Below are 22,872 nucleotides of genomic sequence, written 5' to 3'. Positions count from 1 at the left end.
ACGGGGATCAATATACGGTGCAGGCCACAATTCCCCAGCGGAAATCGCCGGTGATCACGGAATTGTGAATTGCTCGAAATTGAATTGCGCGCAATTAATATGGGCATCGGAACACCAACAGGCGAGGAAGCCATGACCATTCTCTATACCGCCCATGCCCACACGACCGGCGGCCGCACCGGCCACTCGGAGACCTCCGACGGCCGGCTGAAGGTCGATCTGTCGACCCCGAAGGAGATGGGCGGCGACAACGGTCAGGGCACCAATCCGGAGCAACTGTTCGCGGCCGGCTATTCGGCCTGCTTCATGGGCGCGCTGAAGTTCGTGGCGTCCAAGGAAAAGGTATCCATTCCGGCCGAGGCGTCGATCGACGCGCATATCGGCATCGGTCCGCGCGACGACGGCACCGGCTTCGGCATCACTGCCAAGCTGGAGATCAAGGTGCCGGGCGTCGAGCGCGCCGTGGTCGAGGACCTCGTCAAGAAGGCCGACGTGGTCTGCCCCTACAGCCATGCGACGCGCGGCAATATCGAGAAAACGCTGGTCGTGCTCTGAGGCGGGTTGCCCCTCCCCCCCGTCCCGCCTAATGCCGACCATCGACGCGCCGGGTGCCCCGCCCGGCGCGTCGTCGTTTGCGGGCAACAGCCCGGCACGACTCTTGGGCAGATGCCCGCGAAATGGGCAGCCGGTACGGCGGCTGCGTTTTGTCCGCCCCGCTTGGCTCATGAGACCTATATCGGCCGATTGTTCCGTTCTACCCGAGGTCCTGCGCCTTCGCGCAGGATGACAGAATTATATAGAGAAAACAGTTATATAAACTACCGCCCTCCGTGTGGGCGGAGAACCTCGGGCACGGTGCCGCCAGCCGCCGCCGCGTCCTCCATGGAACGCTCCGGGGACTGGCACGCTTTCTGCTTTTTCTCAATCCGAGTGGGCCGAGAACGGCGCACCTTCCAAGGGAACCGGCCCGACAATAGGGCCCAGCGCATCGCCGCCGGACATTGCCGCCTCCCGAGGGCGTCGATGCCGGCGGCGAACTCTTTCGGCGACCTTCGATTGTCGGACCGGGAAAAACCTGACTGCCTTTCGCAGTATTCGGGCAATGAAAATCCGGCTATGGACGGAGTTTGGCACGGCGGTTCTTCTGTCGCGCCGCCGCCTTTGAGATACTGACGCCTCACTGAACCCTGACCAGGATGCCCGAGATGACCGAGCGCGACGGACGCGCCCCGCTCCGCACCTTTCCGGCCCGCATGCAGCCGCTGGCCCGGCTGCCGCTGTTCGTCGACCTCACGGGCCGGCGGGTGGTGGTGGCCGGCAGCTCGGAAGCGGTGGCCTGGAAGGCCGAGCTGTTTTCGGCGGCCGGCGGCGACGTCCAGGTGTTCGCCGAGGCGCCGGATGTCGAGCTCGTCGCCGTCGTCGAGCGCGGCACGCCGCCGGGCCGGCTGACGCTCTTTAGGCGCGGCTGGGCGGACGCCGATCTCGCCGGCAGCGCGCTCGCCGTGCTCGACAGCGACGAGCCCGAGGAGATCGCCGCCTTCCAGGCGGCCGGCCACGCGGCCGGGGCGCTCGTCAACATCGTCGACAAGCCGGACGCCTGCGACGTGCTGTTCGGCTCGATCGTCAACCGCTCGCCGGTGGTGATCGGCATCTCCACCGACGGCGCGGCGCCGGTGATGGGGCAGGCGATCCGCCGCCGCATCGAGACGCTGCTGCCGCCGGCGATCTCCGCCTGGGGCGCGCTGGCCGGCCGCATCCGCGACGCCGTCACCTCACGCCTGGCGCCCGGCGCGCCACGGCGCAATTTCTGGGAACGCTTCGCCGAGCGCGCCTTCGGACCGGCGCCGGACGAGGGCGAGGCGGCGCGGCTGGTCGCCGAGGTGGAAGGCGCCGCCCGGTCGGCCGAACAGCCGGGCCGGGTGATCCTGGTCGGCGCCGGGCCGGGCGAGCCGGAGCTCCTGACGCTGAAGGCGGTGCGGGCGCTGCAATCGGCCGACGTGGTGCTCTACGACGATCTCGTCTCGCCGGACGTGCTGGAGCTGGCCCGCCGCGAGGCGCGGCGCGTCATGGTTGGGAAGCGCGGCGGCCGGGCGTCCTGCCGGCAGGAAGACATCAACGAGCTGATGGTCGAACTGGCGCGGGCCGGCGAGCGCGTCGTTCGCCTGAAGGCCGGCGATCCCATGGTGTTCGGCCGGGCCGGTGAGGAAATCGAGCGGCTCGTCGCCGAGGGCGTCACCGTGGAGGTGGTGCCGGGCATCTCGGCCGGCATCGCTCTCGCCGCGGCGCTCGGCGCCTCGCTGACCCATCGCGATGCCGCCCACTCGCTGCGCTTCGTCACCGGCCACGCCAAGAGCGGCGAGCTCGACGAGGGGCTCGACTGGCGCGGCCTCGCCGATCCCGACACGACGCTGATCGTCTACATGGGCGGCCGCACCGCCGGCCGGCTGGCCGCTCGGCTGATCGCCGAGGGTTTGCCGCCGGAAACGCCGGTGGCGTTCGGCTTCGGCGTCGGCCAGCGCGGGCAGCGGCTGGAGCGCCATCGCCTCGGGGATCTGGTGGCGCTCGGCTCGGTGCCGACCGACCAGCCGCTGGTGATCGGCATCGGCAAGGTGTTCGCGGCGGGAACGCCGGCGGTCAGCGTGCCGGCCGAGACGGCTACGGTTTTCTGAGCCCGTTGTTTTTCATCGCCTTGCCGCCGTCCCGGATGCTAGGACTCCGTCGCATTCTCTATGGACGGACGGCATGGACAAGACGATTCTGACCCTTCCCGGCGACATGCCGGGCCTCTGCTATTCCCTGACGGTGCTGCGCTTTCAGGGCTCCGATCCCAAGGCGCCCAAAGCCTATTTGCAGGCGGCGCTGCACGGCAACGAGTTGCCTGGCGTCGCGGCGCTGCACGTGCTGATCCCCAGGCTGCAGGCCGCCGAGGCGGAGGGACGGCTCAGGGGCTCGGTCACCGTCGTGCCCTTCGCCAATCCGATCGGCCTCAACCAGTTCCAGTGGGACGACCATCAGGGCCGTTTCTTCTACGGCAGCCGCACCAACTTCAACCGCGCCTTCGCGTTGATCGACCGGCCCGATCCGGCGCTATTGACCGACGACGCCGACGGCGTCTCCTGCGACCGCCGGCTGAAGGCGACGCTGCAGAAGCTGGCGCTCGACGCCGATCTGGTGCTCGACCTTCACTGCGACAACGAGGGGCCGAACTATCTCTACATGCCGGCCGAACTTTGGCCGCACAGCGCCGACCTCGCCGCCGTCCTCGATTGCGGCGCCGTGCTGACCTTCGAGGGCGGCACCGACGCTTCCTTCGACGAGGCGGCTTTCCGGCCGCATCTGGCGGCGGGCGGTTTCGAGCGCCGCGTCGTGGCGACGGTGGAGCTGAAGGGCATTCACGACGTCGGGCCGGACACGGCCGAGAAGGACGGCGAGGGCCTCTACCGCTTCCTGGTCGGACGCGGGGTGATCACCGATGCGGCGGCGACGCCGGTCGGGCCGTTCACCGGCAAGGGCGTGCCGCAGTCCTATGTCGAGATGATCAGGGCGCCGGTCGGCGGCATGGCCTTCTTCCACGTCAAGCCGGGCGATGTGGTCAGGGCCGGGCAGCTCGTCGCCGAACTGATTCCGGTGCCGGGCGATCCTGCGTCGGTGGTGCCGGTCCATGCCGTGGCGCCCGGCCTGGTGCTGACCCGCGTGCTCGCCCGCGCCATCCGGGTGGGCGATGACCTCGTGAAGATCGTCGGCGACGAGCGTTCGGCGACGGCCAAGGATGGCGGCGCGCTGGAGAGCTGAGGGCACCCGATATTTGCCTTGGCGCCCTTTTCGGCCAGAGGTCCTACGCCTTCGCGTAGGATGACACCCTATGGGGAGGGGAGGCTAAGGATGGAGGGCGATGCCCTATCCGGCTGTTTCCTATATATAAATCTGTCATCCTACGCGAAGGCGTAGGACCTCGGGCAGGAGAGGGCGGGCGGCTAATATAGGTCTCCGATCGGACCGGTGCGCTGTCTGGCATCGTCGAGTCTCAGGACACCCCTCTCCCTGGTCCCTCTCCCACAAGGGGCGAGGGGACGCGGTTTGGGTCTACCCATTGCTGGAAAACGCGCCCGTTCAGACCAATGGGTCGGCAAATCCCATCGTCCCCTCGCCCCTTGTGGGAGAGGGACCAGGGAGAGGGGTGGCCCGATATCAACCGCGCTTCGGGATGGTGTCGTGGCGTCCGATCGGTTTCGTGTAGGTCGGTGCCCGATATTTGCCTTGGCGCCCTTTTCGGCCTGAGGTCCTCCGCCTGCGCGTAGGATGACAGATTTATATATGGGAAACAGCCGGATAGCGCATCGCTCTCCATCCTTGCCTCCCCTCCCCATAGAGTGTCATCCTCCGCGCAGGCGGAGGACCTCGGGCAGAAAGAGGCGAGGGGCGAATATGGGATACCCAGACTGACATAAGCAGCGTGGAAAGGACCCTCTCGGATTGGACGGGGCCACCTCCATCCCGTCACCTTAGTCGATTGATTTCACCCGGCCGCTTGCAATCGCCGGGCTTATCTGGTTAGGCCCGGTTTCCAGCCACGAGGGGATACCGCCATGGTCGCACAGATTATCGATGGCTTTGCCATCGCCGCCGAGCTCCGCCGGGACATCGCCGTCCGCGCCGCCGAGATGAAGGACAAGCACGGCGTCGTCCCCGGTCTGGCGGTGGTGCTGGTCGGCGACGATCCGGCGAGCGGCGTCTACGTGAGGAACAAGCTGAAGGCGACGGCCGAATGCGGCCTCAGGAGCTTCGAGCACATCCTGCCGGCCGACACCTCGGAAGCCGACCTCTTGGCGCTCGTCGGCAAGCTCAACGCCGATCCGGCGGTGCACGGCATCCTGGTGCAGTTGCCGCTGCCGAAGCAGATCGACGCCGACAAGGTGCTCGGGCTGATCGATCCCGACAAGGATGTCGACGGCTTCCATCCGGTCAACGCCGGCCGCCTGTCCATCGGCCTGCCGGGCTTCGTGCCCTGCACGCCGCGCGGCGCCCAGATCCTGATCGACCGCCTATTGCCCAGCCTTGCCGGCAAGCATGCGGTGGTGATCGGCCGTTCCAACATCGTCGGCAAGCCGATGGCGCAGCTTCTCCTGCAGAAGAACGCCACCGTCACCATCGCCCATTCCAGGACCGCCGACCTGCCGGACCTCTGCCGCACCGCCGACGTGTTGGTCGCCGCCGTCGGTCGGCCGCTGATGGTCAAGGGCGACTGGGTGAAGCCGGGCGCCGTGGTGATCGACGTCGGCATCAACCGCATCGAGGTGGACGGCAAGGGCAAGCTGGTCGGCGACGTCGATTTCGCCTCGGCGGCCGAGGTGGCCGGCTTCATCACGCCGGTGCCGAAGGGCGTCGGCCCGATGACCATCGCCTGCCTGATGCTGAACACGCTGGATTCGGCGGCGCGGCGGATCGCCGGCTAGCCGAGCCACTCCATCAGTCCCCGCGCCGCGGCGCGGCCGGTGGCGAAGCAGCCGGTGAGGAGGTAGCCGCCGGTCGGCGCCTCCCAGTCGAGCATTTCGCCGGCGACGAAGACGCCCGGCCGCGCCGTCAGCATGAAGCGGCTGTCGATACTGGAAAAGCGGATGCCGCCGGCCGAGGAGATCGCCTCCTCGATCGGCCGGATGCGGCTAAGCGGGATCGGCAGCGCCTTGAGGCGGGCGGCGAGCCAGTCGGGATCGCGGCGCTCTTCCTCCGAGGAAAACAGCCGAGCGAGCGCCGCCTTGACGCCGTCGAGGCCGGCGCCCTTCCTCAGGCGGTTGCTGAACGACGCCTTGGCGCCCTGCCGGCCGAGGTCGCGGGCGAGGCGCTCAGCGGTGCGGCCGGGCGCCAGATCGATGACGAAATCGGCCTTGCCCTCGGCGCCGAGCCGGTCGCGCAGGGCGGCCGCATGGGCGTAGACGAGGCTGCCCTCGATGCCGTGGCGACTGATGACGAATTCGCCCGGCGTCGTGCCGGCGTCCGACGTCGCCGTCACCGATTTGACCGGCGCGCCGGCGAAACGCTCGACGAAGGCGGCGTCCCAAGCGACGTCGAAGCCGGCGTTGGCCGGTTTCAGCTCGGCGACATCGACGCCGATCGCCCTGAAGGGCGCGACCCAGCCGGCATCCGAGCCGAGGCGTGGCCAGGAGGCGCCGCCGAGCGCGAACAGCACGGCATCGGCGGTTCTTTCGAGATTGCCGTCCGGCGTGTCGAACGTGAGGCCCTTTTCGCAAAAGCCGGTCCAGCGGTGGCGCGTCCTCACCGTCACGCCGAGGCCGGCGAGGCGCTTGAGCCAGGCGCGCAGCAGCGGCGACGCCTTCATCGCCTTGGGAAATACCCGGCCGGACGAGCCGGTGAAGGTCTCGGCGCCGAGGCCGTCGGCCCATTGGGCGACATCGTCCGGCCGGAAGGCGTCGAGCGCGGCGATCAGCGCCGGCGCGGCGGGCCGGTAGCGGCCGACGAAGCGCTCGTAGGGCTCGGCATGGGTGAGGTTGAGGCCGCTCTTGCCGGCGAGCAGCAGCTTGCGGGCCGGGCTCGGCAGGCCGTCGTAGACGGTGACATGGCGGCCCGCCGCCGCCAAAACCTCCGCCGCCATCAGGCCGGCCGGCCCGCCGCCGACGATCGCCACCTCCGCCATCACCATCTCCGCTTCGGCTCCGACATTTTCATCCGCCCGATATCATGGCGAGATCAAATGTCGAAGTCACGGGAACCACTTTATTATTCTGTTGTTTCTAGTGGGGCTTTCGAATTTGTCATTTGTTTAGGCGCCTTATGCCAGCCGGAATTCAAATGTCGAATTCGTTTCGCTTGTCCCGATGCCGGCCTGCGCGGCGGCGGCTCCTCGGGCGCAAGCGGAATTTGTCGGCACGGATAGCTGCCGCGTCGCCGGGCAACTGCCGCCCAGCTGTGCTTTGAAAAAGATGACCGCTGGGATATAGTATAAATACTGAGGCCGTTGAGTGGAGTGGCCATGGGGTTTGCGGACGCAAGGGCCATCTACATCGAGAGGGCGAGCGCCCTCTATCGGAATACCGGCCTCCTCAACAAGGCCGTCAACACATTGCCGCGCCACCTCATCTTCGGCTGTGCGCTGCACGTCCATGCCCGACATGCGTTCGACCCCGCCGCGCCGGCGCTGACGCTCACCCGCCTGCAGAAACTGTCGGCGGAGCACGGCGGCGTCAGCCCGGGGCGGGTGGCGGCGCAGGTGCTGCTGTTGCGCAAGCTCGGCTTCCTCGACACGCGGCCGGCCGACGACCGCCGCCAGCGCCTGCTCGAGCCGACCGGCAAGATGGTGAGCGAGGACCATCGCTGGCTGATGGCGCAGCTCACGCCGCTCGAGCCGCTGGGGCTGTTCCGGCTGACCGAGGCCGAGCGCTCGACGCCGGAATTCGCCCTGGCCTTCCGCCTTACCCGGGCGGCGACGCCCGACGAGGTGACGGCGTTCGTGCAGCGCCATCCTACCATCGCCTTCTTCATCACGCGCGACGGCGGCTATTCGATGCTGCTGGAACTGCTGTGGGAATGGCAGAAAAGCGGCTCGACGTCCGTCGCCTTCGACGTGATGGCGACGGCCGGCGCCTTTTGCGTGTCGAAAAGCCAGATCTGGAACCTGCTGCACGCGGCTGAGGCGCAGGGGCTCATCAGGACCGAGGCGCCGGCTTGGCGGCTGATCAGCCTCAACGAGCAGTTGCTGGTCGATTTCGACGCCTGGTTCGCCGACAAGGCGAACGAAATCGCCGCCATCGCCACGCAGGCCCGGGATCTCTGGAGCGAATATCGGCCAAAATAAAAGCCGGAACAAAATTGTTCCGGCTTTTTTGAGAAATATTGCCTAAACTAGGACTGCTCGCTCGGGGCGTTTAGCTTCACGTCATGAAAATCGAACTTCCGGATCGTTCTTTTCTGTTTCGCTCGGCCCAAGGCGTTTCCTGAACGGCTTGTTATTTTATAAGTCGATATAGGCGCCTACAAATTCATCATGTCTTAATAATAGCAAAGAGCGGCGGTGGACTCAAAGGGTTTCAACCCCACCGGGCGTTATTTTTTGTATGTTTCTCCTATCGGGAGTTTTACGGCCAAGTTTTCTCTCGCGATAACCGCCTGTTTTTCAAGGGCTTGCCGCCGCGGCCGACGGCGCCGCACCGCCGGGCGGGGCCGTCGCCGGCGTTCCCTCGCCGAAGCAAATCTGTTAACGGCAGGGCCATGATGGACGCCGTCAAGCCGATCTTCTCCTACCGGAAACACTGGGCCGCCCGCTTCGGCACGGCACCGTTCCTGCCGCGGAGCCGCGCCGAGATGGAGGCGCTCGGCTGGGACAGTTGCGACGTGATCGTCGTCACCGGCGACGCCTATGTCGATCATCCGTCGTTCGGCATGGCGGTGATCGGCCGCCTGCTGGAGGCGCAGGGCTTCCGCGTCGGCATCATCGCCCAGCCGGACTGGCGCAACGCCGAGGCCTTCAAGGCGCTCGGCAAGCCCAACCTGTTCTGGGGGGTGACCTCCGGCAACATGGATTCGATGGTCAACCGCTACACCTCCGACCGCCGCATCCGCCACAACGACAGCTACACGCCGGGCGGCGAGGGCGACCGGCGGCCCGACCGCGCCGTGATCGTCTATTCGCAGCGCTGCCGCGAGGCTTTCCGCGACGTGCCGATCGTGCTCGGCGGCATCGAGGCGTCGCTGAGGCGCATCGCCCATTACGACTACTGGTCGGACAAGGTGCGGCGGTCGATCCTGGTCGATGCCAAGGCGGACATCCTGCTCTACGGCAATGCCGAGCGGGCGATCGTCGAGGTGGCGCATCGCATCGCCAGGGGTGGCGACCCGCAGAGTTTCGACGACGTGCGCGGCGTGGCGCTGATGAAGTCCGCCGTTCCCGACGGCTGGACCGAGGCGCATGCCGACGACATCGACAGCGCCGACGAGGGCGCCCGCCAGCTCGGCGCCGGCACGGTGCTGCGCCTGCCGGCCTTCGAGCAGGTGGAGGCCGACGCCGAGACCTACGCCCGGGCGAGCCGCGTGCTCCATCGCGAGAGCAACCCGGGCAACGCCCGGCCGCTCGTCCAGCGGCACGGCGACCGCGAGCTGTGGGTGACGCCGCCGCCGGTGCCGCTCACCACCGGGGAAATGGACGCCGTCTACGAGCTGCCCTACGCGCGGGCGCCGCATCCCGGCTACGGCGAGGCGAAGATTCCCGCCTGGGAGATGATCCGCTTCTCCGTCACCATCATGCGCGGCTGCTTCGGCGGCTGCTCGTTCTGTTCGATCACCGAGCACGAGGGGCGGGTGATCCAGAACCGGTCGGAAGGCTCGATCCTTGAGGAGATCGAGAAGATCCGCGACCGCACCGAAGGGTTCACCGGCATCATTTCCGACATCGGCGGCCCCACCGCCAACATGTACCGCATCGCCTGCCGCGACGGGCGCATCCAGAACGCCTGCCGCAAGCCATCCTGCGTCTATCCCGACATCTGTCCCAACCTCGACACCAGCCACGAGGCACTGATCCAGCTCTACCGTAAGGTCAGGGCGGTGCCGGGCATCAAGAAGGTGATGGTCGCCTCCGGCGTCCGCTACGACCTCGCCGTCAAGAGCCCGACCTATATCAAGGAACTGGTGCGCCACCACGTCGGCGGCTACCTGAAGATCGCGCCCGAGCATACCGAGGAGGGGCCGCTCTCCAAGATGATGAAGCCGGGCATCGGCGCCTACGACCGCTTCAAGCAGCTGTTCGACGCGGCGGCGGCCGAGGCCGGCAAGAAGTATTTCCTGATCCCCTATTTCATCGCCGCCCACCCCGGCACGTCGGACGCGGACATGATGAACCTCGCCATCTGGCTGAAGAGGAACGGCTATCGTGCCGACCAGGTGCAGACGTTCCTGCCGTCGCCGATGGCGCTGTCCACCGCCATGTATCATTCCGGGGTCAACCCGCTGAAGGCGGTGAGGCGCGGCGCGTCGGAGCGGGTGGAGACGGTGAAGGGGCTCAAGCAGCGGCGCCTGCACAAGGCCTTCCTGCGCTACCACGACCCGGAGAACTGGCCGCTGTTGCGCGACGCGCTGAAGGCGATGGGCCGCGCCGACCTGATCGGCAACGGCAAGCACCACCTGATCCCCAATTTCCAGCCGGCCGGCACCGGCCTCGGCGGCGGCGAGGGCCGCCGCACCGGCAGCAAGAATGGCACCCAGAGGTTCGTGACCAAGGGGACTTTCGGAGGTGCGCCGGGCGGCGGGCCGGCCCGGAAGCCGCGTGCCCGATAGATTTCAGGGCGACTGATATGTGACGAAGTGCCCCATTCTGCCCGAGGTCCCTGCCTGCGCGGGGATGACACCTTATGGATGGGTTATGTATGTTTCCTATATATAATTCTGTCATCCTGCGCGCAGGCGCAGGACCTCGGGCAGGATGGAGCAAGCGGCCGATATAGGTCTCCAACAAGCTGGAGCGCCCATAGCATTGTTGGGTTCCGGTGGCACCTCTCCATCACGCCGCGCGGGCATCCTGGGCGAAGGATTCGATCAGGCCGCGCATGCGGACGATCTCGGCGTGGATGGTGCCGGCGGTGGTGGTGACGGCTCCGGCCACCGTGCGGGTGCGGTCGGCGGCGCCGGCCAGTTCCAGCGTGCCGGCGGCCATGTCGTCGGTCGAGGAAGCGGCCATGGCGGCGCTGCCGGAGATCTCGGCCGTGGCGTCGCCCTGGCCCATCACCGATTCCGACAGGGCGCCGGCGGCGGCGTCGATATCGGCCATCGAGGCGGCGATGTCGCGGATCAGCTCGACCGCCGAGCGGGTGGCGTTGCCGATGCCGTCGATCAGCGTGCGGATGTCGTCGGTGGCACGCGTCGTCTGGTTGGCGAGGCTCTTCACCTCGCCGGCCACCACGGCGAAGCCCTTGCCGGCCTCGCCGGCCCGCGCCGCCTCGATGGTGGCGTTGAGGGCCAGAAGGTTGGTCTGGGCGGCGATGGAGCCGATCAGGTCCACCACCTCGCCGACCCGGGCGGTGGTCTCAGACAGGCTGGCGATGACGCCGCTGGCCGTCCGGGCATGGCCGGCGCCGGCGCCGGCGACCGAGACGGCGGCGTCGGCCTGATCGCGGGCGACGGTCTGCGAGCGGGCGAGCTCGGTCGCGGCGGCGGCCATGGTGCGGACGCTTTCGGCGGCGCTGCCGGCGGCCAGCGACGTGCGCCCGGCGAGCTCGGCCGCGTGGGAGGCGGCGCCCGACAGGTCGGCGGTGCCGCGGCCGAGCTGGTCGGCGAGGCCCTCCACCGTGGCGATGACGCCGGCGGCGGCGCTGTCGAAGGCGGCGATCGCCGTTTCCAGCGCCGCCCGGCGTTGCTCGCGCTGGGCCTGGTCGCGCTCGGCGGCGCGGCGCAGGTCCTCGCGCTCGCGGCCGCTTGCCTGGAACACCAAGAGCGCCTCGCCCATGGCGGCGATCTCGTCGCGTCCCTTGCGGACGGGAACGGCGACGTCGAGATCGCCGTGGGCCAGCGCGCGCATCGCCGTGGTGAGGGTGCGCAGCGGCCGGGCGATGCGGCGGTCGAGCAGCAGCGTCACCACGACGGCGACGCCGACGATGCCGGCGATGACGGCCAGCACGGTCAGGCTGACGCGGTCGCGGTCGGCGCGGGCCGCGGCGGCGACGCCGTCGGCGGTCCGGCGCAGGCCGTCGGCGGCGGCGGCCGACAGCCCGGTCGCGTCGGCGCGGGCGGCTTCCAGTGCCTCGGTGGCCCGGCGCAGGCCGGCGGCCGCCTTGCCGTAGTCGGCGAAGGGGGCGGCGACCTCCTTGGCGGCGTCGGCGCCGAGCTTGCTGATGGCGCCGTTCACCCGGTCGAGGGCGGCGTCGATCGCCGTGCCGTGGGCGGCGTCGGGCTTGAGCCGGTAGTCCTCGGTGGCGAGCAGCAGCTCGTAGGCGGCGGTGCGGAAATCGCGGACCGCCGCGCCGAAGGCGGCGGCGCGGTCGCGGCGGATCGACAGGCCGGCCGCCCGGTTGAACGCCTTGTCGGCGCTGGCGCGCGCCTCGGTGTTCACTGCGTCGATGCGCTGGTCGATGGTGTTGAGGCGCGGCGACAGGCGCGACCACTCGGCGGCGAGGTCGATGGTCTGGCTGTTGTCGCCCTTGCGGGCGACGGCCTGGTAGAGATCGCCGGTGAGGCTGGAAATGGCCTTCAGCGCCTCGGCAAAGGCCGGGTCCTCGCTCTCGACACGGGTGTCCTCGGCGAGGCGGGCGGCGGTGGAGAGGGCGTTCTGGCCGGCCGTCAACTGGAAGAAGTCGCCGGTGCGCAGGTAGGCCTCGAAGGCGGCCCGCCCGCGGGTGAGCCGCAGTTCGGCGTCGGTCAGGCCGGACACGATGGCCCGCGTGCCGTCCAGCGCGGCGTTGACCTCCTCGAGATCGTCCTCGGACTTGCCGAGATCCTCGACGGCGCGCGCCTCCAGCCTGGCGGCGGCGGCGGCGAGCGCCGCGAAGGCGCGGTCGATGTCGGCGCTGACGGCGTCGATGTCCCGCCAGCCGGTGGAGAGGCCGTGAACCGCCGCGGCGAGGCCGGAGGTGACGCCGGTCAGCGCCGGCGTGCCGGCGGTGCCCCGCTCGACGGCGGCGATGCCGGCCAGCGCCGCCTCGGCGTCCTCGGACCGGCCGGAGGCGTAGAGCGACTGGATGGCGGCGGTGGCGGTGTTGATGTTGGTGAGCGCCGTCGACACGCCGGTGACCGCGTCGATGGCGGCGCCGGTGCGCATCAGGCCGAAAAAGCCGGCGCCGCCGGCGGCGCCGGCCAGCAGAACCAGCAGGAGCGCGAAAAAGAAAAGCTGCGCGGTGATGCTTTGGCCTGACCGCATCGTATTCCCTCAGTGCTGTCGATTTTCGCCATGAATAAGCCGGCCGCAGCTTAATGAGGAATAAACACCTGCAAGTAATCGCATGAATTTTATATGACACACAAAGAGAACAATTTCCTTATACGTAATTATTACTATCTACCGGCGGTGGCAGACTTTGCCGACCGCGAGGGTCAGAAGCATTCCTCCTCCAGGCGGCGCAGGGCGGCGAGGGCGTCGTCGTCGTCGTTGTCCTCGAACAGCTCGGCCATGTAGTAGACGTGGGCGTGCATCAGCAGCAGCCGGTCGGCCACCGGCCGCTCCGATTGCTCGGCGAGCGCGAGGCGCCGGCGGAAGCGCTCCCAGAAGGGATTGGCGAAGGCGGGATCGTCGATATAATGGCGGAGGTGGACGAGCACCGCCTGCATGTTGCCCTCGAAGTCGATGCCCTCGAAGGTGACGTATCGGTCTTTGACGGTGCGGCCTGGGGGCGACAAGATCGATCTCCGTTGCGTGTCGAGTTGCCGTCTTCAGGTGCAATCACCTTGCCAGGTCGTGAAAAGTCCTGGATATCCGGGGTTTTCCTGAAGAAAGACGCCCCGCCGGCTGAAAAGTTTCCGCCAGATCGATGTCGCGTTTGTGACAAGGATTGCCAACTACATCGATATAGTAGTCGTTCGGGTGCCGATTTACGCGTTTAAGCTCCCTCGGGCAAAGACGACGTCGTGTTTCTACGGAAGATTTTCTGACGAAAAAGGGTCAGTAAGTGGCCCGAAAAAGCGGGACTGGCGACCGCGCCGGACCCGGGGCGTTCCGCCAAGATGGCGGGCCCGGTTCGACAGTGAGAAGGATGGAACAGCAGATGAACGACGTGACCCTCAAGGACGGCGCCGCCGTCAAGGCGATCCCCACGAGCCAGGCCCTCATCGAAGACCCGTTGCTGAACAAGGGCACGGCTTTCACCCAGGCCGAGCGCGACGCCTTCAAGCTCAACGGCTATTTCGGCGACGCCGTCGAGACGCTCGACACCCAGGTTGCCCGCAGCCTTGAGACCATCCGCGCGCTGCCGACCAACCTCGACCGCTACGTCTACCTGCGCGACCTGCAGGACGCCAACGAGACGCTTTACTTCGCGGTGATCACCCGCAATCTCGACGAACTGCTGCCGATGATCTACACGCCGACCGTCGGCGCCGGCTGCCAGCAGTATCACCACATCATCCGCCGTCCGCGCGGCCTGTTCATCTCCTATCCGAACCGCGCCAAGATGGACGAGATCCTGGCCAACCCGCGCTACGACAACGTCGAGTGCATCGTCGTCACCGACGGCGAGCGCATCCTCGGCCTGGGCGACCAGGGCGTCGGCGGCATGGGCATCCCGGTCGGCAAGCTGGCCATCTACACCGGCTGCGGCGGCATCGCCCCCGACACCGTGCTGCCGATCACGCTCGACACCGGCACCAACAACGCCGAGCGCATCGCCGATCCGCTGTACTTCGGCTGGAAGCACGAGCGCATCCGCGGCGAGGAATACGACAGCTTCATCGACCAGTTCGTCGAAGCCGTGAAGAAGCGTTGGCCGAACGTGCTGCTGCAGTGGGAAGACTTCCACAAGAACAACGCCAACCGCCTCCTGGACAAGTATCGCGACGCGCTCTGCACGTTCAACGACGACATCCAGGGCACGGCGTCGGTCGCCACCGGCACGCTGCTGTCGGCCATCCAGATCACCGGCAAGCCGCTCAAGGACCAGCGCGTCGCCATCCTCGGCGGCGGTTCGGCCGGCGTCGGCATCGCCGACCTGATCCGCATGGCCATGGTCTCCGAGGGCCTCAGCGACGAGGAAGCCCGCAAGCGCTTCTTCATCGTCGGCCGCTACGGCCTGGTCACCGAGAAGACCCCCAACCTCGACACCTTCCAGCTCGGCTTCCGCCAGGACAGCAAGATCATCGACGGCTGGGACGTCGCCGAGGCCGGCAAGGCTTCGCTCTACGAAGTGATCAAGAACGCCAAGCCGACCGTTCTCGTCGGCGTGGCCGGCCAGCCGGGCATGTTCACGGAAGAAATCATCCGCGAGATCGGCAAGCACACCGAGCGGCCGATCGTCTTCCCGCTCAGCAACCCGACCTCCTGCGTCGAGGCCCAGCCGTCGGACATCATCAAGTGGACCGAAGGCCGCGCCATCATCGGCACCGGCTCGCCGTTCCTGCCCTTCGAATACGAGGGCAAGACCTACCACTTCGCTCAGACCAACAACTCCTACATCTTCCCGGGCGTCGGCCTCGGCACGCTGGCCGTTGGCGCCAAGCGCGTGACGGACGCCATGTTCCTGGCCGCCGCCCGCGCGCTCGCCGAGCTGTCGCCGGCCAAGACCAACCCCGGCGACAAGCTGCTGCCGACGCTGGACCGCATGCGCGAGGTCTCCTCGCACATCGCCGTCGCCGTCGCCAAGCAGGCGATGGCCGAGGGCCTTGCGCCCAAGCTGGACGACGCCGCCATCAAGGCCGCCATCAAGGCCAAGGTGTGGGAGCCGGTCTACAAGCCGCTCGCCTGATCGGCGACACGCCCTTAGCGAATGAAGGAACCGGGTGGCCGAAAGGCCGCCCGGTTTCGCTTTTGGGGAAGCCGGTTCGCTTTTGGGGATGCGATCACCCCTCTCTCCAACTCTCCCCCACAAGGGGGGAGAGGGCACGGCTCGGTTCCCAACAGAACCTATTGGCTCGAAAGTTTGTGCCTTTCGGCTCGACGAACCCTCTCCCCCCTTGTGGGGGAGAGTTGGAGAGAGGGGTGAATCCTCTCAGCAGGGCAGGAGTCGCAGTGGTTGTGTGCGCCGGCCCTGCGCGTTCGGATCACGGCGCCCTATATCGGCCCCTTGTTTTATCCTGCCCGAGGTCCTACGCCTTCGCGTAAGATGACAGATTTATATATATATGAAACAGCCGGATAGCGCGTCGCCCTCCATCCTTGCCCCCTCCCCATAGAGTGTCATCCTACGCGAAGGCGTAGGACCTCGGGCAGAATGGGGCGGGAGGCGGATATAGGTCTCGTTTGCATGCCGATGCAGCTCGGCGTGATAAAATGCGGGGGCGGCAGCGGCTGGAAATCGGGTGGCTCCGTCTCGCATGGAGCGGCAGGGTAGGGCGAACCACCGGAGCCTGCCGATGTCCGCCCTCATGTCCCCCGAATTCCTGCTCACGTCGCTGATCGTCGTCGCCTCGCCGGGTACCGGCGTCATCTATACCCTCGGCGCCGGCCTCGGGCGCGGCGGCCGGGCGGCGGCGATCGCCGCCTTCGGCTGCACCTTGGGCATCCTGCCGCATCTTCTCGCCGCCGTGCTCGGCCTCTCGGCGATGATCGCGACCAGCGTTCTCGCCTTCGAGATCCTGCGGGTGGCCGGCGTCGCCTATCTCCTCTACATGGCCTGGATGACGCTGAAGGAGACCGGCGCGCTGGCCGTGGCGGCCGACGGCCGCGACGCTTCGGCGCTCGACATCACCGTCCGGGCGGTCCTTCTCAACCTTCTGAATCCCAAGCTCACCGTGTTCTTCCTCGCCTTCCTGCCGCAGTTCGTCGGGCATGGCGAGGCGCAACCGACGCTGCGCCTGATCGAGCTCGGCGGCGTGTTCATGGCGATGACCTTCGTGGTGTTCGCGCTCTATGGCGTCGCCGCCGCCACGGCGCGCGACCGGGTGATGGCGCGCCCCTCGGTGCTCGCCATGCTGCGGCGCCTGTTCGCAGGCGCCTTCGTGCTGCTCGGCCTCAGACTGGCGCTGACGGAGCAGCGTTGACCGGTTATCGGAAATCGACGGCCATCAGCACGCAGAGCGCCAGAAGACAGCCGAGCGAAGCGAGGAAGATACGCTTGGCCCAGCCGCGCTCGTCCATGGCGGCCGGGCCGGTGGCGGCGACATGCAGCCAGTAGCCGCCGCAAGCGACGGCCGTGCAGAGGTAGGCGAGGCCGGTAAAGCCGGCGAAGGGCAGGGCCACCGAGGCGACGCCGAAGGCGCCGATGGAAACGAGGATGCGCTGCTTGGTGGCGGCGATGCCGTGGCGGACCGGATAGGTCGGCACGCCGGCGGCGGCATAATCGTCGCGGCGCACGATGGCGATGGCATCGGAATGCGGGATCTGCCACAGCGCGAACATCAGGAACAGGATGACGGCCGCGCCATCCAGCCGGCCGGTGACGGCGCAATAGCCGATGACCGGCGGCGTCGCGCCGGCGAGGCTGCCGACCAGCACGCTGACCGGCGAACGCCGCTTGAACCACAGGCTGTAGGGGCCGACGTAGATGACGAGGCCGAAGGCGGCGACGGTTGCCGCGAGCGGACCGGCGATCAGGGCGAGCAGCAGCAACCCGCCGCCGGCCAGCACGCCACCGTAAGCGGTGGCCGTGGGGACGCCGACCGCGCCGGTGACCATGGGACGGTTGGCCGTGCGGGCCATGCGGGCGTCGATGTCGCGATCGATGACGTTGTTGACGACACAGCCGCCAGCCACCACCAGCGCCACGCCGACGAGCGTGGCGACAAACAGCCGCATATCGACGGCGCCACGCGCACCCAGCAGGAAGCCGCCGGCCGTCGAGACGAGATTGCCCCCGACGATACCGGGTTTCACAAGGCGCACATAAGGGTTGCGGCTGAGCGCTGTCACCTCAAAAGGCCTCGGGCGTCATGGTCATGCCGGGCATCGGCGTGCCGATGTTCATGTTGGCGTGGGCGCTGAACATGATCCAGATGCTGCCGCCCACGAGAATGCCGACCACAAGCAGCGCGAACAGCGCGGCGTAGACGTTCCAGCGTTGTTCGAGCGAGCCGTCGATATGCAGGAAGTCGACGAGGTGGACGAAGATCTGAATGGCGGCGAGGGCGAGGATGACGAATATGGTGGCATTGCGCGGCAGCGCATGGGTCATCACCAGCGCGAAAGCGGCGCCGGTGAGCAGCACCGACAGGACGAGGCCGCGGACATAATGGTGGAGCGAGGCGCCGGCGCCGGGGAGATGCTCGGTTCTGCGGTCGGCCATGTCAGAGCACTCCGATCAGGTAGACTTCGGTGAACACGACGATCCAGATCACGTCGAGGAAATGCCAGAACAAGCCGAGCAGCCCCAGGCGGCGGTGGACCGTGGCGGTAAGCCCGTCGCGGGCAAGCTGGAATCCGGTGACGATCATCCAGAGAAGGCCGCTGGCGACGTGCAGGCCGTGGGTGCCGACCAGCGTGAAATAGGCCGACAGGAAGGCGCTGCGGCTGGGACCGGCGCCCTCTTCGATCAGGTGGTGGAACTCGTAGACTTCCATGACGATGAACACGGCGCCGATGGCGAAGGTCACCGCCATCCACAGAAGCGTCGCCTGCCGGCGGTCGTCCTGGGCGGCGAGCGTGACGAAGCCGAAGGCGACGGAGCTTGCGAGCAGGACGGCCGTCTCGACCAGCACGTAAGGAAGATCGAACAACTCCTGGCCGGTCGGGCCGCCGGCATAGCTGCGGCCGACCACGGCGAACACGGCGAACAGCGTCGCGAACAGCACCACGTCGCTCATCAGGTAGAGCCAGAAGCCGAAGACGGTCTTCTCGGTGAGCTCGGCGTCGTCGGCGGCGGCGGACGGATGCTGCGGGGCGTGAACCGAATGGGCTTCGGGAAGGTCGAGTATGGTCATGACCGGCCGGCTCCTTCGAGGCGCTGCATTTCCATGTCCTTCACCTCGGCGGCCGGGATGATGAAGGCGATCTCGTCCTGGAACAGGCGATGGAGCAGCGCCGCCAGCATGGCCAGCGCGCTCAAGCCGACCATCCACCAGATATGCCAGACGAGGCCGAAGCCGAGGCCGATGCTGAACAGGCCGATCAGCAGGCCGGCGGCGGTGTTCTTCGGCAGGTGGATGTCATAGTAAGGCGTCGACCGCACGAACATGCCGCCGCCGTCCGCCTTCATGTTGGCCCAGGCGTCGATCTCGGTGACGCGCGGCGTCTCGGCGAAATTGTAGATCGGCGGCGGCGACGAGGTGGCCCATTCGAGGGTGCGGCCGTCCCAGGGATCGCCCGAGAGGTCGCGCAGCTCGTCGCGCTTCCAGATGCTCCAGGCGATCTGCAGGATCGAGAACAGGATGCCGAGGGCGATGATCGCCACGCCGAAGCCGGCCAGCACCAGCCAGGGCTGCCAGTCCGGGTTGTCGTAGTGGTTGAGCCGGCGCGTCATGCCCATGAAGCCGAGCACGTAGAGCGGCATGAAGGCGACGTAGAAGCCGACCAGCCAGCACCAGAAGGAGGCGCGGCCGAGCGGCTCGGACAGGCGGATGCCGGTCGCCTTGGGGAACCAGTAGTTGAGGCCGGCGAACATGCCGAACACCACGCCGCCGATGATGGTGTTGTGGAAGTGGGCGACCAGGAACAGGCTGTTGTGCAGCACGAAATCGGCGCCCGGCATGGCCAGGAGCACGCCGGTCATGCCGCCGATGGTGAAGGTGATCATGAAGCCGATGGTCCACAGCATGGGCACCGAGAAGCGCACCCGGCCGCGGAACATGGTGAACAGCCAGTTGAACATCTTCACGCCGGTCGGCACGGCGATGATCATGGTGGCGATGCCGAAGAAGGCGTTGACGTTGGCGCCGGCGCCCATGGTGAAGAAATGGTGCAGCCAGACGACGAAGGAGAAGAAGGTGATGGCGATGGTCGCCCAGACCATCGACTTGTAGCCGAACAAAGGCTTGCCGGAGAAGGTGGCGACGACTTCGGAAAACACGCCGAAGGCGGGCAGCACCAGGATGTAGACTTCCGGATGGCCCCAGGCCCAGAACAGATTGACGTACATCATCTGCTCGCCGCCGCCGTCGTTGGTGAAGAAATGCATGCCGGCGTAGCGGTCGAGGCCGAGCAGCGCCAGCGTGACGGTGAGGATGGGGAAGGCGGCGACGATCAGCACGTTGGTGCAGAAGGCCGTCCAGGTGAAGATCGGCATGCGCATCATCTTCATGCCGGGCGCCCGCATGCGCAGGATGGTGGTGAGGAAGTTGACGCCGGTGAGCAGCGTGCCGATGCCGCTGATCTGCAGGCTCCAGATATAGTAGTCGACGCCGACGTCGGGACTGAAGGACAGCTCGGACAGCGGCGGATAGGCGGCCCAGCCGGTCTTGGCGAATTCGCCGAAGATCAGCGAGGCGTTGACCAGTATGGCGCCGGAAAAGGTCAGCCAGAAGCTCAGCGAATTGAGGAAGGGGAAGGCGACGTCGCGCGCGCCGATCTGCAGGGGCACGGCGATGTTCATCAGGCCGACCACCAGCGGCATGGCCACGAAGAAGATCATGATGACGCCGTGGGCCGAGAAGATCTGGTCGTAGTGGTGCGGCGGCAGGTAGCCCGGGTTGGGGCTGAGGGCCATAGCCTGCTGGATGCGCATCATGATGGCGTCGGCGAAGCCGCGCAGCAGCATGACGAGGCCGAGCAGGATGTACATGATGCCGATCTTCTTGTGATCGACCGAGGTGAGATATTCCGACCACAGCCAGTGCCAGCGGCCGTACCAAGTGATGACCGCGACGACGGCCAGGACCAGCAGTGCGGCACCGCCGACGGCGCCCATGATGATGGGCTCGTTGTAGGGGATCTGCTCGAGGGTGAGCTTTCCGAAGATGAGGTTCACGTCGCGCTCTCCACGGCTGCCGTCAATGGCCCGCGTGCGCCGGCGGCGGCGCATGGCGATATTTGTTGATGAGGCCCTGCAACAGGCCGGGATTGCCCGGCGCGTAATAGACGACCGGGCTGTTGCTCTTGTCCTTGGCGAGATCGTCGAAGGCGGCGGTGTCGAGCGGTCGGCCGCTCGCCGCCACCTTGCGCGTCCAGGCGTCGAAATCGCCCGGCGACATCGCCAGCGCCTTGAATCGCATGCCCGAGAAGCCGGCGCCGCTGTAGTTGGCCGACAGGCCGCCGAAGGTGCCCGGCTTGTTGGCGATCAGGCTGAGCTCGGTGCGCATGCCGGCCATGGCGTAGATTTGGCCGGCGAGGCCGGGGATGAAGAAGGAGTTCATCACCGTGTCGGAGGTGATCTGGAAGCGCACCGGCGTGTCGACGGGGAAGGCCACCTCGTTGACGGTGGCGATGTTCTCTCCGGGGTAGACGAACAGCCACTTCCAGTCGAGCGCCACCACGTCGATCTCCAGCGTCGGCGTGCCGTTGCCTTCCAGGGGCCGATAGGGATCGAGGGCGTGGGTGGTGGTCCAGGCGAGCCAGCCGAGGGTGATGACGATCAGGAGCGGCACGGTCCACACCACCACCTCGATGGCGTTGGAGTGCGCCCAGGTGGGCATGGCGTTGGCGCGAGTGTTGGAGGCGCGGTACCAGAAGGCGAAGATCAGCGTCAGGATGATCACCGGCAGCACGACGAGCAGCATCAGCGCGGTGGAAATGAGGATGAGCTGCTTCTCCTTGGCGGCGATCGGGCCGCTCGGATCCAGCACCACGAAGCGGCAACCGGCCAGAAGAAGCGCAAAACCCAGGACGACCGACGCCGAACGCAAGCGGGCAAGGCGGGATTTTCCGGGTGTGAAACGCCTGAAAACAGAGGCGACACTCTTTCCGGGACGATGCTTCAAATAAGACATGCGAACGTTCCACGGTGCGCGGTAACCCGCGGCCGGACATAGTTTCCCCCTCCGTAATAACACGGAAGGAGGCGGTTGGCTCCGAGCATCGTCATTTATTTTCGGCCGGCGGCGGCTGGGCGTCGGCGGCGGCCATCGGCGGCTCGGCGTTGGGCGACATGACGGTGGTGCGGCGGATGACGCGCTCGAGCGTGAGGCCCTGGACGATCGACGAGAACAGGATCACCGCGTAGGTGGCGGCGAGGATCAGCTCGCGTTCGCCGCCGTAGGGCACCGACAGGGCGAGGGCGGCCGAGATGGCGCCGCGCACCGCCGACCAGGTGAGGACGACGCCGGCGCCCCGGTCGAAGCGCAGCCAGCCGCCCAGGGTGGCCAGCGTGGCGGCGACGGTGGCCGAGCGGGCGATCAGCACCACCGGCACGGCGATCAGGCCGAACAGGAGGGGTGCCGGTTGGAGGTGCAGCACCAGCACCTCGAGGCCGAGCAGCACGAACAGCGAGGCGTTGAGCAGGTCGTCGATCAGGCGCCAGAAGCCGTAGAAATAGGCGCGTGTCCGCTCGCTCATGGCGCGCGGCGCGCCGAGGTTGCCGATCAGCACGCCGGAGGCGACGACGGTGATCGGCCCGCTGACGCCGATGGCGTCGGCCAGCGCGTAGCCGCCCATGGCGAGGGCGAGCGAGATCAGCACCTCCACCGAATAGTCGTCGATCTTGCGGAAGGCGTAGGTGGCGGCAAAGCCGGCGGCGATGCCGAGCGCCAGGGCGCCGGCGATCTCGACCAGCACGTCCAGCGCGGCGACGGCGATGCCGGTGTCGCCGTCGCCGGTTGCCATCGACAGCGCCAGTCCAAACAGCACCACGCCGACGCCGTCGTTGAACAGCGACTCGCCCATGACGTCGACGCGCAGCCGGTCGGGCAGCGGCACGTGCTCGAGGGCCGCCGACACGGCGATCGGGTCGGTGGGGGCGATCAGCGCGCCGAACACCAGGCACCAGGCGAACGATAGCGGCAGGCCGGCGGCCCCGGCCACCGCGTAGAGCATGCCGGCCACCAGCACCGCCGACAGCGCCACGCCGATGGTGGCGAGCAGCGCGATGGCGAGGCTGCGCCGCTTGAGCTCGTGCCAGTCGATGGTGATGGCGGCGGCGAACAGCAGGAAGGCGAGCACGCCCTGCATCAGCGTCGCCTCGAAGTCGATGCGCCGCAGCATCGCCTCGACGGCGGCCACCGGCCACAGCCATGGCACCATCCACTCCACCAGCACCAGCGCGACCGCCGCGCCGAGGCCCATCAGCAACAGCGCGATGTGATCGGGCAGGCGGATGAAGCGCTGGTTCAGCCAACTGAAGCCGGCGGTGGTGACGACCAGCAGCGCGAAGACCTGGAACAGCGACAGTTTGGCCTCCGTCGGGCTGGGGGCGCGGGCTGGGGGTGCGA

Annotated in this window: 17 protein-coding genes; 8 read left to right on the top strand and 9 right to left on the bottom strand. The window is 67.5% G+C overall.

Translation table 11 applies throughout. The features are described from left to right. Positions 1-132: 132 nt before the first annotated feature. The 4 genes from CJ014_RS16775 to folD all read left to right on the top strand — a co-directional run bounded on the left by CJ014_RS16775 (position 133) and on the right by folD (position 5,453). A complete protein-coding gene (locus CJ014_RS16775; RefSeq protein WP_100081639.1) occupies positions 133-555 on the top strand; it encodes an organic hydroperoxide resistance protein in 423 nt (140 codons plus the stop codon). 650 nt (positions 556-1,205) lie between these two features. Continuing rightward, positions 1,206-2,669 (top strand): siroheme synthase CysG, encoded by a 1,464-nt coding sequence (gene cysG / locus CJ014_RS16770; RefSeq protein WP_100081638.1) that lies wholly within the window; start codon positions 1,206-1,208, stop codon positions 2,667-2,669. Positions 2,670-2,742: 73 nt separating this feature from the next. Beyond that, complete coding sequence (locus CJ014_RS16765) at positions 2,743-3,792, top strand: succinylglutamate desuccinylase/aspartoacylase domain-containing protein (protein WP_100081637.1); 1,050 nt, start codon at positions 2,743-2,745, stop codon at positions 3,790-3,792. A 794-nt stretch (positions 3,793-4,586) separates the two neighbouring features. Continuing rightward, positions 4,587-5,453, top strand: a complete 867-nt coding sequence (folD, locus tag CJ014_RS16760; RefSeq protein ID WP_100081636.1) for a bifunctional methylenetetrahydrofolate dehydrogenase/methenyltetrahydrofolate cyclohydrolase FolD — start codon at positions 4,587-4,589, stop codon at positions 5,451-5,453. Here the strand turns inward: folD and CJ014_RS16755 are convergent. Beyond that, positions 5,450-6,655, bottom strand: a complete 1,206-nt coding sequence (locus CJ014_RS16755) for a TIGR03862 family flavoprotein (RefSeq protein WP_100081635.1) — start codon at positions 6,653-6,655, stop codon at positions 5,450-5,452. The two genes, folD and CJ014_RS16755, sit on opposite strands and share 4 nt — an antisense overlap. 330 nt (positions 6,656-6,985) lie before the next feature. Between CJ014_RS16755 and CJ014_RS16750 the strand changes: the two genes are divergently transcribed. Beyond that, positions 6,986-7,807 (top strand): hypothetical protein, encoded by an 822-nt coding sequence (locus CJ014_RS16750; protein WP_100081634.1) that lies wholly within the window; start codon positions 6,986-6,988, stop codon positions 7,805-7,807. A 416-nt stretch (positions 7,808-8,223) separates the two neighbouring features. After that, a complete protein-coding gene (locus CJ014_RS16745) occupies positions 8,224-10,281 on the top strand; it encodes a YgiQ family radical SAM protein (protein WP_100081754.1) in 2,058 nt (685 codons plus the stop codon). Positions 10,282-10,504: 223 nt separating this feature from the next. Here the strand turns inward: CJ014_RS16745 and CJ014_RS16740 are convergent, their stop codons facing one another. Both CJ014_RS16740 and cowN read right to left on the bottom strand, forming a co-directional pair. Next, entirely contained in the window at positions 10,505-12,853 is a 2,349-nt protein-coding gene (locus tag CJ014_RS16740) for a methyl-accepting chemotaxis protein (protein WP_100081633.1), read from the bottom strand. A gap of 173 nt (positions 12,854-13,026) precedes the next feature. After that, positions 13,027-13,329 (bottom strand): N(2)-fixation sustaining protein CowN, encoded by a 303-nt coding sequence (gene cowN / locus CJ014_RS16735; RefSeq protein WP_100081632.1) that lies wholly within the window; start codon positions 13,327-13,329, stop codon positions 13,027-13,029. Between the two features lie 365 nt (positions 13,330-13,694). Here cowN and CJ014_RS16730 point away from each other — a divergent pair, with 365 nt between their 5' ends. Beyond that, positions 13,695-15,386, top strand: a complete 1,692-nt coding sequence (locus tag CJ014_RS16730; protein WP_100081631.1) for an NAD-dependent malic enzyme — start codon at positions 13,695-13,697, stop codon at positions 15,384-15,386. 619 nt (positions 15,387-16,005) lie between these two features. After that, positions 16,006-16,620, top strand: coding sequence for a LysE family translocator (locus CJ014_RS16725; RefSeq protein WP_100081753.1), 615 nt, complete (start codon positions 16,006-16,008; stop codon positions 16,618-16,620). Positions 16,621-16,624: 4 nt separating this feature from the next. Here CJ014_RS16725 and cyoE read toward each other — a convergent pair whose 3' ends face one another. The 6 genes from cyoE to CJ014_RS16695 form a co-directional block, all read right to left on the bottom strand. Beyond that, positions 16,625-17,488 carry a heme o synthase gene (gene cyoE / locus CJ014_RS16720; protein ID WP_100081630.1) on the bottom strand — a complete coding sequence of 288 codons (864 nt, stop codon included), beginning with the start codon at positions 17,486-17,488 and terminating at the stop codon, positions 16,625-16,627. A gap of 1 nt (position 17,489) precedes the next feature. Continuing rightward, positions 17,490-17,861 (bottom strand): cytochrome o ubiquinol oxidase subunit IV, encoded by a 372-nt coding sequence (gene cyoD / locus CJ014_RS16715; RefSeq protein WP_100081629.1) that lies wholly within the window; start codon positions 17,859-17,861, stop codon positions 17,490-17,492. A gap of 1 nt (position 17,862) precedes the next feature. Beyond that, positions 17,863-18,495, bottom strand: a complete 633-nt coding sequence (gene cyoC / locus CJ014_RS16710; protein WP_100081628.1) for a cytochrome o ubiquinol oxidase subunit III — start codon at positions 18,493-18,495, stop codon at positions 17,863-17,865. After that, positions 18,492-20,468, bottom strand: coding sequence for a cytochrome o ubiquinol oxidase subunit I (gene cyoB, locus CJ014_RS16705; RefSeq protein ID WP_100081752.1), 1,977 nt, complete (start codon positions 20,466-20,468; stop codon positions 18,492-18,494). The genes cyoC and cyoB overlap by 4 nt, the downstream gene beginning before the upstream one ends. A 31-nt stretch (positions 20,469-20,499) precedes the next feature. After that, positions 20,500-21,351, bottom strand: a complete 852-nt coding sequence (cyoA, locus tag CJ014_RS16700; RefSeq protein ID WP_165790871.1) for a ubiquinol oxidase subunit II — start codon at positions 21,349-21,351, stop codon at positions 20,500-20,502. 175 nt (positions 21,352-21,526) lie between these two features. Continuing rightward, positions 21,527-22,872: cation:proton antiporter (locus tag CJ014_RS16695; RefSeq protein WP_100081626.1), on the bottom strand; the 1,346-nt coding region annotated here is incomplete at its 5' end.

Origin of the sequence: Pleomorphomonas carboxyditropha, from assembly GCF_002770725.1 — a bacterium.
Lineage (GTDB): Bacteria > Pseudomonadota > Alphaproteobacteria > Rhizobiales > Pleomorphomonadaceae > Pleomorphomonas > Pleomorphomonas carboxyditropha.
Note: the sequence above shows the minus strand (reverse complement) of the source record. Positions and strands in the feature narration are given on the sequence as shown.